General features: G+C 54.6%; 14 protein-coding genes. 3 read left to right on the top strand and 11 right to left on the bottom strand.

What is annotated here, in order from left to right:
* Window positions 1–138 precede the first annotated feature (138 nt).
* From ACMGGS_RS10170 to pduA, 10 genes are all read right to left on the bottom strand, one after another.
* Window positions 139–1,248, bottom strand: coding sequence for a 1-propanol dehydrogenase PduQ (locus tag ACMGGS_RS10170; RefSeq protein WP_414165959.1), 1,110 nt, complete (start codon window positions 1,246–1,248; stop codon window positions 139–141).
* A 17-nt stretch (window positions 1,249–1,265) separates the two neighbouring features.
* Window positions 1,266–2,657 carry an aldehyde dehydrogenase family protein gene (locus ACMGGS_RS10165; RefSeq protein WP_414166238.1) on the bottom strand — a complete coding sequence of 464 codons (1,392 nt, stop codon included), beginning with the start codon at window positions 2,655–2,657 and terminating at the stop codon, window positions 1,266–1,268.
* A 162-nt stretch (window positions 2,658–2,819) separates the two neighbouring features.
* Window positions 2,820–3,095, bottom strand: coding sequence for a EutN/CcmL family microcompartment protein (locus ACMGGS_RS10160; RefSeq protein ID WP_414165958.1), 276 nt, complete (start codon window positions 3,093–3,095; stop codon window positions 2,820–2,822).
* Window positions 3,095–3,577, bottom strand: coding sequence for a PduM family microcompartment protein (gene pduM, locus ACMGGS_RS10155; protein WP_414165957.1), 483 nt, complete (start codon window positions 3,575–3,577; stop codon window positions 3,095–3,097). The genes ACMGGS_RS10160 and pduM overlap by 1 nt, the downstream gene beginning before the upstream one ends.
* Window positions 3,577–4,218: a phosphate propanoyltransferase gene (locus ACMGGS_RS10150; RefSeq protein ID WP_414166237.1), complete on the bottom strand. Its 642-nt coding sequence runs from the start codon at window positions 4,216–4,218 to the stop codon at window positions 3,577–3,579. The genes pduM and ACMGGS_RS10150 overlap by 1 nt, the downstream gene beginning before the upstream one ends.
* Entirely contained in the window at window positions 4,218–4,667 is a 450-nt protein-coding gene (locus ACMGGS_RS10145; protein ID WP_414165956.1) for a BMC domain-containing protein, read from the bottom strand. Before ACMGGS_RS10145 ends, ACMGGS_RS10150 begins: the two co-directional genes overlap by 1 nt.
* 51 nt (window positions 4,668–4,718) lie before the next feature.
* A complete protein-coding gene (locus ACMGGS_RS10140) occupies window positions 4,719–5,639 on the bottom strand; it encodes a glycyl-radical enzyme activating protein (RefSeq protein WP_414165955.1) in 921 nt (306 codons plus the stop codon).
* A 100-nt stretch (window positions 5,640–5,739) separates the two neighbouring features.
* Complete coding sequence (locus ACMGGS_RS10135) at window positions 5,740–8,262, bottom strand: glycyl radical protein (RefSeq protein WP_414165954.1); 2,523 nt, start codon at window positions 8,260–8,262, stop codon at window positions 5,740–5,742.
* A gap of 15 nt (window positions 8,263–8,277) precedes the next feature.
* Window positions 8,278–9,093 carry a propanediol utilization microcompartment protein PduB gene (gene pduB, locus ACMGGS_RS10130; RefSeq protein WP_414165953.1) on the bottom strand — a complete coding sequence of 272 codons (816 nt, stop codon included), beginning with the start codon at window positions 9,091–9,093 and terminating at the stop codon, window positions 8,278–8,280.
* The gene (gene pduA / locus ACMGGS_RS10125; protein ID WP_176918634.1) at window positions 9,090–9,374 is read right to left on the bottom strand and encodes a propanediol utilization microcompartment protein PduA; all 285 of its coding nucleotides are present in this window, start codon (window positions 9,372–9,374) and stop codon (window positions 9,090–9,092) included. The genes pduB and pduA overlap by 4 nt, the downstream gene beginning before the upstream one ends.
* Window positions 9,375–9,809: 435 nt before the next feature.
* Here pduA and ACMGGS_RS10120 point away from each other — a divergent pair, with 435 nt between their 5' ends.
* The 3 genes from ACMGGS_RS10120 to yjiA all read left to right on the top strand — a co-directional run bounded on the left by ACMGGS_RS10120 (window position 9,810) and on the right by yjiA (window position 13,220).
* Window positions 9,810–11,960 (top strand): carbon starvation CstA family protein, encoded by a 2,151-nt coding sequence (locus ACMGGS_RS10120; protein ID WP_414165952.1) that lies wholly within the window; start codon window positions 9,810–9,812, stop codon window positions 11,958–11,960.
* Window positions 11,961–12,055: 95 nt separating this feature from the next.
* Window positions 12,056–12,250 (top strand): YbdD/YjiX family protein, encoded by a 195-nt coding sequence (locus ACMGGS_RS10115; RefSeq protein WP_103675748.1) that lies wholly within the window; start codon window positions 12,056–12,058, stop codon window positions 12,248–12,250.
* A 13-nt stretch (window positions 12,251–12,263) separates the two neighbouring features.
* The gene (gene yjiA / locus ACMGGS_RS10110; RefSeq protein WP_414165951.1) at window positions 12,264–13,220 is read left to right on the top strand and encodes a GTPase; all 957 of its coding nucleotides are present in this window, start codon (window positions 12,264–12,266) and stop codon (window positions 13,218–13,220) included.
* Between the two features lie 507 nt (window positions 13,221–13,727).
* On the opposite strand, the gene ACMGGS_RS10105 is transcribed toward yjiA, so the two are convergent.
* Window positions 13,728–13,892 (bottom strand): DUF1127 domain-containing protein, encoded by a 165-nt coding sequence (locus ACMGGS_RS10105; protein WP_414165950.1) that lies wholly within the window; start codon window positions 13,890–13,892, stop codon window positions 13,728–13,730.
* Window positions 13,893–14,013: the final 121 nt, after the last annotated feature.

The raw sequence follows: 14,013 nt of genomic DNA, 5'->3' as shown, positions 1-14,013 counted from the left end.
TCTTAAATGAGTCCCGCCTTCGCAAAAACCTTCACACTAATTAATGTATTAAAGGCAACGGATAAATAAGGCAAAATGGTTATTGTGATAACTGCTTTGCCTCATAATTAACATGCACCACCTTTAAAGTCAACGCAGCTATATTATCGCCTGAAGCAACGTTCCAATATCTTTTTCAGTTGCCGTTACAGGATTCGTTATAAAGGTGGCATCCTTTAAAGCCGCCGCCGCAATAGTGCTCAGCGCGCCAGTGAGCGCTTGCGCATCAATATTGAGCGCGGTCATGTTTTTCGCAATATGCAATTCGGCGCTTAATTGTTCTATCGCCTTAAGCAGATATTTTACAGCCTCCTCTTCAGTCGCATGGGCTGGAGAAAGCCCGCATTCCCGGCTGAGCTGAGCATATTTCTGCCGGACACTGAGATCGCGGGCGTTGAACCTCACCACGTGCGGCAACAATAGTGCGTTGGCCAGCCCGTGCGGCAGATGGAACTGGCCGCCTAACTGGTGAGCGATGGCATGATTCAGCCCAAGCCCGGCCTGGCTGAACGCCATTCCTGCGAGGGTAGAGGCGTTATGCATTTTTTCCCGCGCCACAAGATCCTGCCCGTCACGCCAGGCACGCGGTAAGTATTGCAGCACCAGCCTGACCGACTTCGCCGCGAAAGCATCGGTAAAATCACTGGCCCCGGTAGCGACCCAGGCTTCCAGCGCATGCGTGAGCACATCCATACCGGTATTCGCCGTGACACCCGGCGGCACGCTGACCACAAATTGCGGCACCAATAGCGCGACATCCGGATAAAGCGACACATCAAACAGCGGATACTTTATTTTTTTCTGCGGATCGCTGATCACGCTGGCATGAGTGACTTCCGAACCCGTACCGCTGGTCGTCGGGATGGCGATAAAGGTTTCAATGCTCGCGCCCTGCATACGGGCGAAGTAAATCATCGCCTTCGCCGCGTCGATGGCGGAGCCGCCGCCGACGCCAATCACCACCTCCGGCTCTGTGGCTTGCAGGTTGACCACCCCTGCGGCAATGGTGGCAATTGGCGGGTCCGGAATAATGTCAAAGAACAGGGAGACGGTGCACGTCTGTGGGATGGCCTGCTGTAGCTGGCGCAGCGCGTCGCTATCACGTAAGAAAGGGTCGCAAACTATCCACACCTTTTTATTGGCAAACGTGTTCAGATAGCCCAGACTCTCTTTCCCGCTGTATATCCTGGTTCTGACGGTAAAAAGCATCCTCTCCCCCTCCCGGATTAACGAATAGAAAAGCCGCTGGTCAACACGCAACGTCTGTGGCGCGTAAACGTGCGCGCTGAGGTCGTGCCTTCACCGGTTGGCGTGGCGATGGTGAACGTGGTAAATCCCTCGCCGCCAATGCCCAGCCCGGCGTAGGAAGGACCATTTTTCACAAAAATTGAGGTCTGCATGACTTTGGCGGCGGTATTCAGCCGGGTGATATTCTGTGAATGCATCATCGCCGTATGGTGCTGCTCATTCTCCACCGTCAGCGCCAGCTTAAGCGCACAGTCAAAATCACTGACTTTAACGATCGGCAGAACCGGCATCAGTTGCTCGACGCTGACCAGCGGATCGTTTGCCGGGACTTCAGCGATGATCAACCGCGGCGCAGGCGTGATGGCAATGCCAGCCGCTTTCAGGATCACGGCAGGGGTTTTACCGACCAACGCTTTATTCGCTTCGCCACGTTCATTAATGACCACCCGGCGCAGTTTCTCCAGATCCTCTGCTTTAGTTACCCGCCATGCGCCCTCTTTTTCCATCATGATCATCAGGCTTTCCGCAATGCTTTCCACGGCAATAACGCATTTTTCGGCGATGCACAGTACGTTATTATCAAACGATGCGCCGTCGACAATATCTTTCGCCGCCTGCGGTAAAAACGCGGTCTCATCGACGATGACTGGCGGATTACCTGGACCCGCGCCAATCACTTTTTTACCCGTTTTCATCGCCATGCCGACAATCGCCGGCCCACCGGTTACCGCCAGCAGCGCAATTCGCGGGTGCGCCATCATCGCCTGCGTGGCGGCAGCCGTCGGTTCTGCCACCGTCACCACCAGGTTGTGAATACCGCTGACGCGCCAGGCAATCTCTTCAATTTTGGCAATCAGCCATAGCGAAACCGCCTTTGCGCCCGGATGTGGACTGAAATAAATGGCATTACCCGCCGCCAGCATACTGATGCTGTTATTCAGGATGGTTTCGGTAGGGTTGGTGCTTGGCGTAATCGCACCGATAACGCCAAAAGGTGAGCGTTCAAACAGGACCATTCCGCCATCGCCCGTTAATGCCGTGGTGGTTAAATCTTCAACGCCGGGGGTATTGAATAACGAGGCCTGATTTTTAGCGACCTTATCCATTACGTTGCCCATGCCCGTTTCCGCTGCAGAACGCATCGCCATTTCACTGATCAACGGTTCCAGCTCCTGACGCATCAGGGCAATAATATCGCTGCGGATTTTCAGCGGCTGCTGCATATACGCTTTACTGGCTTCATACGCGGCGTCAATGGCGCGATCGACCTGGCTAAATACACCCGATGACGTAGCCTCAGGGCTGGTGGTCTGCGTTGATTTTTCAGCCAGAATGGCGCGGATCATATTTTCCAGTTCACTGCTGTTCATAGGTACCTCTGATTTATGCTGTCCATGATCGGGACCCGCGCAAGCGGACTCCACCACGGAAGAATTCCGGACAATGTCTTTGATAACGTGCTCAATAAGCACCCGATGCTCGACCAGTACGTCGTTATGTTGCGGCGGCGTTTTCATTTATTTTTCCGACTGCTATCGCTCAACTGAATCCACGATCCCGACAATCCCCAAATCAATACCCTGGTTTGGTTCCGGGAAAAGATGACGGACCGGTGAACCCCGCGCGATTAATACGGTTTCGCCCTCCCCTGCGCCGACGAGATCGACCGCGACCTCTGCCGCGCCCCAGAGCGTTTCTTCACCCGCCTCATCAAATGAAATCATCCTGAGCAACATCAGTTTCTTCCCGGTCAGGGAACCGATTTTTTGCGTGGCGACAACTGAGCCAATCACTTTTGCCAGATGCATCACGACTCCTGTCTGATTAAGGTAATGTTATTTTTCTTGCACAATTCCTGCGCCATCGCGGTCATTACGGTTTTTTGACTGACCAGCAGCCAGCAATCATGAAAGGTCACTAAATCGCTCCACGTTACGCAGTTGCTGGCCATCAGTTGCACCGCGACGCCGCGATGGTCCTCCAGCACCAGTGGCACAGAGGCCAGCGCCGCTAACGGCAGTGACGGGAGCAGTTGACGATGTACCATCACACGCAGGCGGACGCCGTAAGACCACGATTGCAGCACGGTGGCAACGGAGGCATCGGTATCGTCCCAGGCCGCCAGCCGCGGAATAAACCCGGCGTCAGGAAGTTTCAGGTACAGTTCATCGTGAAACAGATAAACGACGCGGTTCAGCCCCCGGGCCAGTTCCTCAAGCGTGACTTCACGAGCGTGGTTCTGCCGCTGGCTGAGGATCTGCTGTAATTTGCCTGCCGCCTTGTCTGCCATTACACCACCTGAGACTTCCCGCACAACCGTGCGACCACACCGCCTGCGCCAATTTGAGCCGCATTGGCTTCATCGGTATCAATGTGCATCTCCAGACACATGTCGTCGGCCACGCGGATCGCGACATCATCGAAAATCAGACGGCGCTCGCTGCCCGTCACCGCCACCTGAACGGTGTCGCCGTGGCTGACGCCATAGAGCATCGCCTCTGCCCGGGACATATGAATGTGGCGACGGGCAACGATGACGCCTTCCGTCAGTACCACTTCCCCCTGTTGACTTTGCAGGGTAATACCGCCACTTTGTGACAGCTCACCGGAGAGCCGCAGTGGAGCATCCACCCCCAGCACGCGGGCGTCGCTGAATGACACTTCAACCTGCGTCTGCGCACGAAACGGTCCGAGCACGCGGACCTGAGCAATCTGGCCTCGCGGACCCTTTAAGGTGAGCGTCTGCTCGGCCGCAAACTGGCCCGGCTGCTGCAGATCTTTTTTTACCTGCAGCGATTGCCCAGGAAAGAGCTGCTGGAAATCACGTTCCGATAAATGGACATGGCGACTGGAAACCCCCAGCGGAATGGGCTGCTGCCGAATGCGCTGAGTCAGCGTTGCCATTACTTGTTGAATAGTGTCCTGGACCATCACTGCGCCCTCCCGTCATCCGCAAAGCGGGCATGGTGAATACAGGTGCTGCGAGGTTCGCCTTTGATGCGGGTACAGACGGGATCGTTGCAGATATTGCACGTTGCCCCCGCCAGCTCATGCTCTGACGTGGCATCCTCGCTTTCGTCGGCAATGATTTCTGGCGTGACCACGCGGTTGATGATTAGCGCGTTGAGGACCTGTTCAGCCGCCCTCGCCAGAACGCTATGACCGCGATAGCACTCTTGCGCCAGCGCCATCTGGCGACCGGTATCCACTGCCGCCTGCACCGATGCCACATCGCCAGTGACGCGAATTTGCACACAGCCAGCACCAATGGAATAGTCCATTGGCAATAGCTGGACCGATGCCACTTTCGCCATCGCATCGGCAATAATAATGGCGGGCGACAGCCCGTAGACTTCAATTAACCCCAGCGACTTTGCCATTTTTTCTCCTTTGGCTGAACACGTCCTGCTCAACGGTAAAAATAAAATCAATCAGCCACCGATAACGCACGAAATACCTTCCTGCTCAACGATATTTTTTAGCGCATGCATTTCATCATCCGTTGGCGTATGAATATCGATCAGTCCGTATTTCCTGCCCAGCAGGGCATATTTATTTTTGCCAAAGCTGTGATAGGGTAATAAATGCAATCGGGACACATGGCTCATGTGTTTTGCAAATAACGCGATAGCCCGAATACTCTTTTCATCTTTATTAAATCCCGGGATCACCGGAACACGAATGGCGACCTCTTTCGCCATTGCCGAAAGATAGAGCGCATTTTGCAGCACCACATCATTCGGGTAGCCGGTAAACTGTTCGTGGCGTCCGCGAAAAAAAGTTTTCAGATCGAGTAACACCACATCAAGCAGCGGGATAACCTGGTCGAGCACCTTCTGTGAGGCGATGCCGGTGGTTTCCATGGCGGTGTGCCAGCCGCGGGCTTTACAGGCCGCCAGGAGTTCAGCCGCAAATTCAGGCTGCGCCAGCGCCTCACCGCCGGAGAGCGTAATGCCGCCGCCAGAGCGTCGGTAGTGCACTTCATCTTTTAGCAGTTCAGCCATCACCTGTGCCACGGTCATTGTCTTACCGGTAAGCACCATTGCTCCGGCTGGACAAACGCTGGCACATGCGCCGCATCCGTCACAGCGTTCACGATCCACCATCCCTGCGCGTTGAGGGTCGATCGCCTGTAATGGACAAGCCTGGACGCAGCGTCCACAGTGAAGGCAATTGTCAGGCTGATAAAAGACCTCCGGCTGCGTGTTTTGCGATTCCGGATTACTGCACCAGCGGCACGCCAGATAACATCCCTTTAAAAAAACAATGGTCCGAATCCCTGGCCCGTCATGTAATGAAAACTTCTGGATATTAAAAACGGTACCCGTTTGTTGATAATTGATATCGGACATTCGCTGGCCCTGAATTATTCGTCGCGATTAATTAATTCTGACGACAAAAGTTCCGCCATAAAAACTGGCGCTATGCCCTTCTGCCGTCAGAGCCGGCTAATTAAAAGGAGTGCTCGGTTCGCATAATAATGTCGTCCTGCACGCTCTTATCCAGTGAGACAAATTGCGCGCTATAACCTGCAACCCGAACCACCAGATCGCGATATTTTTCCGGTTCCTTTTGGGCGGCTAGCAAAATGGAGCGATCTACCACGTTAAACTGTACGTGCATCCCTTTCTGATCAAAGAATCCACGCAGCAGCGCCGCCAGATGATGCAATCCGTCTTCGCCTTTTAACGCGGCTGGATGGAATTTCTGGTTAAACAAGGTGCCGTTAGACGCCAGCGCATGATCCAGTTTTGCCACCGAGTTGGCAGCAGCGGTCGGCCCGCTACAGTCCATGCCGCGACTTGGCGAAACGCCATCGGGCAGCGGTTCGCCTGCCAGGCGTCCATCGGCGGTTGCCCCAACGGCGGTGCCCATCGCCACGTTCGCCGATACCGGATACAGCCCGGCCTGGAATACACCGCTGCGCGGGTTGCGGTATTTCTCCACTTCGCGGCAATAGATTTCGGCTGCGGCACGCGCCATCATATCTACTTCATCAATATCGTTACCGAACTTCGGTACGCCATTGATTAGCATTTGCCGCAGCGCTTCCAGGCTTCCCTGGGCGACAGGTTCCGCCGGTTTTGCCAGCGCAGAAAGGTCTATGCCACTGTTCTCGCCGAGAATTTTCTTCAGCGCACCAAGAACCATATCGTAGGTGACTTCACCCTCTTCGGCCTTCGCAGGTACGGAAGGTGTTTCAGCAGAAAGACCAAAGTTGCTATCCAGCGCCTCTTTCAGATGTGCCAGAGAGACGCGGCCTTCTTCAAACACCAGGCGTTTAATCGCCATCAGCGAATCACCAACGTTGGCCACCCCCACGCCCTGCGGCCCGGTGAAGTTATAGTGCGCACCGCCTTCCTGAACCGTCTTACCCCGGCTGATGCAGTCATCGACCATACAGGACAGGAACGGCAGCGGCGCACGTTCAGCGTGGGCGAGATCAACGCTATTATCGGCGGCGGTCAGATGATGAACGAACCATGCCATCTGCTTACGGTAGGCTTCCAGCACATCGTCAAAGCAGTGGAAATCAGCGATTTCACCGGTTTTTGGCCCCAACTGGCGCGTACCGCTACGACCATTGTTGAGGGCGATCTCCAGCACTTTACTCATATTGAAGAACGCTGCATCGTGCCAGCCTTCGGTTTTACCGGGACTTTGCGGCTCCACACAACCGATAATGCCGTAATCACGCGCATCTTCGAGGGACAGTCCCCGATTAATCAGCGCCGGAATGATGACTTCATCGTTGTAATAGGCCGGAATGCCCATGCCAAGACGGCTGACCTCGCAGGCTTTGAGCAGAAAATCATCGGGTGATTTTGCCCAAATACGCACCGAGAAAGAGGGTTCATGCAGGCTGACATGCGCCGTCGCGGTCATCGCCATATAGGAAAGTGGATTGGTGGCATCCAGACCGCCGCGCGTTTGCCCACCGACGATCAGGTTCTGGAACATCGGGTAGCCGCCAAAACCTTTGGTCGAATCCTCATCGCGGACTTTGTTGATATCGTTGAACTTGATCCACAGACAATCCAGTAATTCCTGCGCCATCTCCGGCGTGATGGAGTGATCCTGGGCGAGAAAAGGATACATGTACTGGTCAAAACGGGCCGGAGAGATGGAATGGCCGTTTGATTCGATCTGGATGATGGCATGCGTCAGCCAGAAAGACTGGCAGGCTTCGTAGAACGAACTCGCACCGTTTTCCGGGACGGTTTCGCAGATGCGGGCAATTTCCATCAGTTCGCTGCGGCGCTGAGGCGAAACGTCATCTGCCATCTCACGTGCTTTACGGGCGTAGCGATGGGCAAAATTGATTGCCGCATTGCAGGAGATGAGCACCGCCTTGAAGAACGCCTCCTGCTTCAGATAATCCGGGCTGCGTTTGTCGGCGGCATCCATGGCGGCAAGCACATCCTGCATAATCCCTTTAAAACCTTTATGCAGCACTTTGGCGTAATCGACGGCGATATGGCCGACGCCGTTGAAATAGTAGTTACCAACGGTAAAAACGTTCTCTTCAATACTGGCGAGGGTATCCTGCATCATATAGGACGTCGCCAGTTCACTGGTGGTCTTCCCCTGCCAGTAAGGGAAAATCGCCGCCAGCTCGCGTTTAGCTTCTTCAGAGATAGTAAAGCGGTCGCCGGTACGCTGGTTCAGGCGGTCGAATTCATTCAGCAACCACTGGTTTGAAAACTCCGGGAAGACCTGCGCAGAATGCGGTTCAACGGTCAGACTGCCGACAATTAATTCGCCGGAACGAATTATCACCGGCAGTTCGGCAAGGATCTTCTCCAGCGCTTTGGCGCGGCGCAGCACCATCGGCAGCGATTCAGTTTCTTTGTAGGATTCAGTAAGAATACGGGCACGGTCGGTTTCTATACGCGGCGAGGCATTGAGGATTTGTTCCCGTAACGCCTGCACGCGTTGTGTTGGCTCACCAAACCCGCGGGAGAGATTATTCATATCGTTTGTCCGTAATCAGATATAAGGCGTGGTTGCCGACGGCGCTTTTCCACCCAGTGTTTCCAGTAGCATCAGGCCGGTATCGCGTGCGGAGCAAACCGCCTGACGAACGGCGCCGGAATCGCCGGACACAACCAGGATCGATTCATTGCTGTAACTGGTCCCTTTCGCCGGTGAGCTGTAGGAAACCACCTCGACATTGGCTGCTTTGATCGCGGTATCGGCCATCAGCACGCCAATCGCGGCTGGCGCACCCACAATCACGCCGCAGGCGCGGCCCAGCGGCGCACCGAACGCCTTCTCCAGCGCATAGCTGGCACGCGCGGTATACTGAAACTCGACGTGGCCGACGTCATTGGCATAGATATCGCCAAACGTCCGGTTCAGCTCGCCCAGCGCGACTTCAACCGCACGCTTAACGTCAGAGACATCCTGCCCACCCAGCAAAATCAGGGAGCCATGCCCGGCCCCGCCTTTGGTGTCGCGAGGCAGTTCAATACTGATCACTTCGGTATTGGTGGCTTTAACCGCTTCATCCGCCGCCATAATATGCGGACCCGCGCCGGTACGCGCGCCAAGGATACCGATAGAGTGGTATGATTTTTCCAGCTTCATCGCGTCCAGCAGGGCACTGTCTACGTTGGCGATCACCAGACCTATGGTGTCGCCAATAGCAGTGCCGACGAACTCCGTTAATGGACAGGTTTTCTTAGTCATCGTTGTTCCTGATTGAGAGCGGTCTTCTTTTGGCGTCACACCCGGCGCAGGCGGCTCGCCCACCTTGCCGAGCACCTCAGCAATGATTGATTCGACGAGCCTCTGCTGACTCATTTGTTAGGCCCTTTTGGCAGCAGGATCTCAACATCCGTATGCGGACGCGGGATCACATGGGTAGCGATCACTTCACCCACCTGACGTGCCGATGCACAGCCTGCATCTGTCGCCGCTTTTACCGCGCCCACGTCGCCACGGACCAAAACAGTGACCAGACCGGAGCCGATTTTTTCATAGCCAATCAGTACCACATTGGCGGATTTCACCATGGCATCCGCCGCTTCAATGGCCGCCGTGAGTCCTTTTGTTTCAACCATGCCCAGCGCTTCTTGTTGCATTGCATTCTCCTTACGACGAAAAGTTAAGATGTGTCAGATATCAGGAGGCATCATAAGAAAAGGGCAACGCAAAAAATTGCCGACTTACTTTTTTTGGCAAGAGCAAACTTGTCACTGACGGTTTATATTGCGCAGACAGTATTTATTCGATTGATTTAAAAAGTTTTATTTTTAAAAGAAGAGGGAAAAGATTGTCTTTTTTCTTTTTGCATTTACAAAAAGGACCTTGAACAACGCCGGGGAGACAAACCATCTCACAACCACTCGCGCCCCTCCCTGACCGCTTAATTTTGCATACGACCACTCATTCAGATTGCCCATTTTTCACACGCATCCTTCTGGCATCATCCGCGCTGACATAGCAATTTCAGAACACTTCTTACCCATACCTACGCAGCTACGGCTGCTTATTCTCTTAAATAGCCAGGTTTCACTATGGATACTAAAAAACTTTTCAGGCACATACCCTGGGCGATCCTCGGGATCATCGGTGCATTCTGTTTGTCGGTTGTCGCCCTGCGGCGGGGTGAGCACGTCAGCGCCCTGTGGATCGTAGTGGCCTCCGTCTCGGTCTATCTGGTGGCGTACCGCTACTACAGCCTTTACATCGCCCAGAAGGTGATGCAGCTCGACCCGACACGCGCGACACCAGCGGTTATCAATAACGACGGTCTGAACTACGTTCCGACTAACCGTAACGTGCTTTTTGGACACCACTTTGCGGCCATCGCGGGCGCGGGTCCGCTGGTCGGCCCGGTGCTGGCAGCGCAGATGGGTTATCTGCCCGGCACCTTATGGCTACTTGCCGGGGTGGTCCTCGCCGGTGCGGTCCAGGACTTTATGGTGCTGTTTATCTCTTCCCGTCGTAACGGCGCGTCTCTCGGCGAGATGATCAAAGAAGAGATGGGTCCGGTCCCCGGCACCATCGCGCTGTTTGGCTGCTTCCTGATTATGATCATCATCCTCGCCGTGCTGGCGCTGATCGTGGTGAAAGCGCTGGCCGAAAGTCCGTGGGGCGTGTTTACCGTCTGCTCAACGGTGCCGATTGCGCTGTTTATGGGAATTTACATGCGCTTCCTGCGCCCCGGTCGCGTGGGCGAGGTGTCGGTAATCGGTATTGTGCTGCTGGTGGCCTCTATTTATTTTGGCGGCGTGATTGCACACGACCCGTACTGGGGTCCGGCGCTGACCTTTAAAGACACCACCATCACCTTTACCCTGATAGGTTACGCGTTTATCTCCGCGCTGCTGCCGGTATGGCTGATCCTGGCTCCGCGTGACTACCTTGCCACCTTCCTGAAAATCGGCGTGATTGTCGGTCTGGCAATTGGCATCGTGATCCTCAACCCGGAACTGAAAATGCCCGCCATGACCCAGTACATTGATGGTACGGGTCCACTGTGGAAAGGCGCGCTGTTCCCGTTCCTGTTTATTACCATCGCCTGCGGCGCAGTCTCCGGCTTCCATGCGCTGATCGCCTCCGGCACCACGCCGAAACTGCTGGCCTGCGAAACCGACGCGCGTTTCATTGGTTATGGCGCGATGTTGATGGAATCCTTCGTAGCGATCATGGCGCTGGTGGCGGCCTCTATTATTGAACCTGGCCTCTACTTTGCGATGAACACCCCGCCAGCGGGCCTTGGCATCACCATGCCGAACCTGCATGAGCTGGGTACTGAAAACGCGCCGGTGATCCTGGCACAGCTTAAAGACGTTACCGTTCATGCGGCGGCAACCGTCAGCAGTTGGGGCTTCGTGATCTCGCCTGAGCAGATCCTGCAAACGGCGAAAGATATCGGCGAACCTTCCGTCCTGAACCGTGCCGGTGGCGCGCCGACGCTGGCGGTCGGTATCGCTCATGTGTTCCACAAAATCATTCCGGCGATGGATATGGGCTTCTGGTACCACTTCGGGATCCTGTTTGAAGCGCTGTTTATCCTGACCGCACTGGATGCAGGCACCCGTTCCGGCCGCTTCATGTTGCAGGATCTGCTGGGTAACTTTGTACCGTTCCTGAAGAAAACCGACTCGCTGGTAGCAGGTGCTATCGGTACCGCGGGCTGCGTGGGCCTGTGGGGATATCTGCTGTATCAGGGCGTGGTCGATCCGCTGGGCGGCGTGAAGAGTCTGTGGCCGCTGTTCGGCATCTCGAATCAGATGTTGGCCGCCGTCGCGCTGGTGCTGGGCACCGTGGTGCTGGTTAAAATGCAGCGCACCAAATACATCTGGGTCACGGTGATCCCGGCGGTATGGCTGCTGATCTGCACCACCTGGGCGCTGGGCCTGAAACTGTTCAGCTCCAACCCGCAGATGGAAGGTTTCTTCTACATGGCGAACCAATATAAAGAACGTATTGCCGCCGGTGGTGAACTGACCGCACAGGAAGTCGCGAACATGAATCATATCGTGGTGAACAACTACACCAACGCGGGCTTAAGTATTCTGTTCCTGGTGGTGGTCTACAGCATTATCTTCTACGGTCTGAAAACCTGGATGAAGGCACGCAATACCAACGGTCGCACGGATAAAGAAACGCCGTTCGTTCCGGTGCCGGAAGGTGGCGTGAAAACCTCTTCACACCATTAATGTTAATGCCGGATAGCCTTTTGCTTATCCGGCCTGAACCTGAGCCAGACGGGGCGCAAGCCGACGTCTGGCTTTATTCATATCTGGATGGCGCAATGTTTGGTAACTTAGGACAGGCAAAAAAATACCTCGGCCAGGCGGCAAAGATGCTGATTGGCATTCCGGACTATGACAACTATGTTGATCATATGAAAACCAACCATCCGGATAAACCTTACATGACCTACAACGAGTTCTTCCGCGAGCGCCAGGAAGCGCGCTACGGTAGCGGCGGAAGCAGTTGCTGTTAATAAAGGAACGATTATGACGCCGATTGCTGTCACCCTCCTTACTGGCTTTCTTGGCGCAGGTAAAACCACCCTCCTGCGCCATATTCTCAATGAACAACACGGCTTAAAAATTGCCGTGATCGAAAACGAGTTCGGTGAAGTCTCCGTTGACGATCAGCTGATTGGCGACCGTGCCACGCAGATCAAAACGCTGACGAACGGCTGCATCTGCTGTAGCCGATCCAACGAACTGGAAGATGCCCTGCTGGATCTGCTCGACGGTCTCGACCGGGGCGATATCGACTTTGACCGCCTGGTGATTGAATGCACCGGCATGGCCGATCCCGGCCCAATTATTCAGACCTTCTTCTCGCATGAGATCCTCTGCCAGCGCTATTTGCTGGATGGCGTGATAGCGCTGGTCGATGCCGTTCACGCCGACGAGCAGATGAACCAGTTCACCCTCGCCCAGTCGCAGGTGGGCTATGCGGATCGCATTCTGCTGACCAAAACCGACGTCGCCGAAGAGACGGAAAAACTGCGTGAACGTCTGACGCGCATCAACGCCCGCGCGCCGATTTATACTGCCACTCACGGCGATATCGACCTTTCCCTGCTGTTTAACACCAACGGTTTTATGCTGGAAGAGAAAGTGGTCGCTGCTAAACCGCGCTTTCATTTTATGGCCGACAAGCAGAACGACATCTCGTCTATCGTGGTCGAGCTGGATTACCCGGTCGATATCAGCGGCGTGTCGCGCGTAATGGAGACGCTGCTGCTGGAGTCAGCGGAAAAACTGCTGCGCTATAAAGGTATGCTGTGGATCAAAGATGCGCCGAACCGCCTGCTGTTCCAGGGCGTCCAGCGACTGTACAGCGCCGACTGGGACCGCCTATGGGGCGACGAGCCGCCGCACAGCACGCTGGTGTTTATCGGTGTTCAGTTGCCGGAAGAGGAAATTCGGGCGGCGTTTGAGGAGTTACGGGGGTAGACGTGAAAGCCACCAGATGGAGACCAACCTGATTTTGCTATGGTGTGCCATTTTGCCGGGTGGCGGCTTCGCTTTACCCGGCCTGTGAAAACTATCTATATCAATAGGTTACTTGCTGGGTTTTGAACGTAAAGAGCGCCACGCGCGTGCATGGTTTATTGACGTCCGTGATTGCGGGCCGTCCCAGGTTAATCCCTGTAGTTCGGTTGTCATTGTTCAGCCCTTTGTCACTCTTTAGTAAGACAGTATTCCATATCACATGCCGTTGCCCAATAAGCTTTTCACCCAGGCTGCTGTTGCAAAATCAGAAATCAAGTTTATTTATGCCTCATACATTATCTCAGTCATCCTTGACACTGGCTGAGATAATAAGACGCAAACCAGAAAAGTGTCACAACTTCGGGACAACAACGCTATCGTGCATGGCAAAACCGCGGCACGTAATACCGTAAAATCGGCACAGTAATTGAACAAGGCATTTGCTCTTTATCCCTTTATCCGCCCCCCTCAGCACACATCATCCCGCTTCAGCCCCACGTCCCGTAGCTGCGCGTCGCTCATCCTCTGCAACACCTTTTTCGCCTGCGCCTGACGACGCCATTGTTTGAACGACTGCCAGATCAACACGAAACCGATAAAAGGCCGTTTAGCCCGATTCTCATGAAATTCCATCGTCTGTCTCCTCACCGTGTCTGTGAGGCTATTTTCAGCGAGATAGAGCGGAACAATACAGATTCAAAAAACACTTTTATTTAACATACAGATTGCGTACAACGGTATCTGCATGGCATTC

Origin of the sequence: Superficieibacter sp. BNK-5 (genome assembly GCF_047456055.1) — a bacterium.
Classification (GTDB): Bacteria; Pseudomonadota; Gammaproteobacteria; order Enterobacterales; family Enterobacteriaceae; genus Superficieibacter.
Note: the sequence above shows the minus strand (reverse complement) of the source record. Positions and strands in the feature narration are given on the sequence as shown.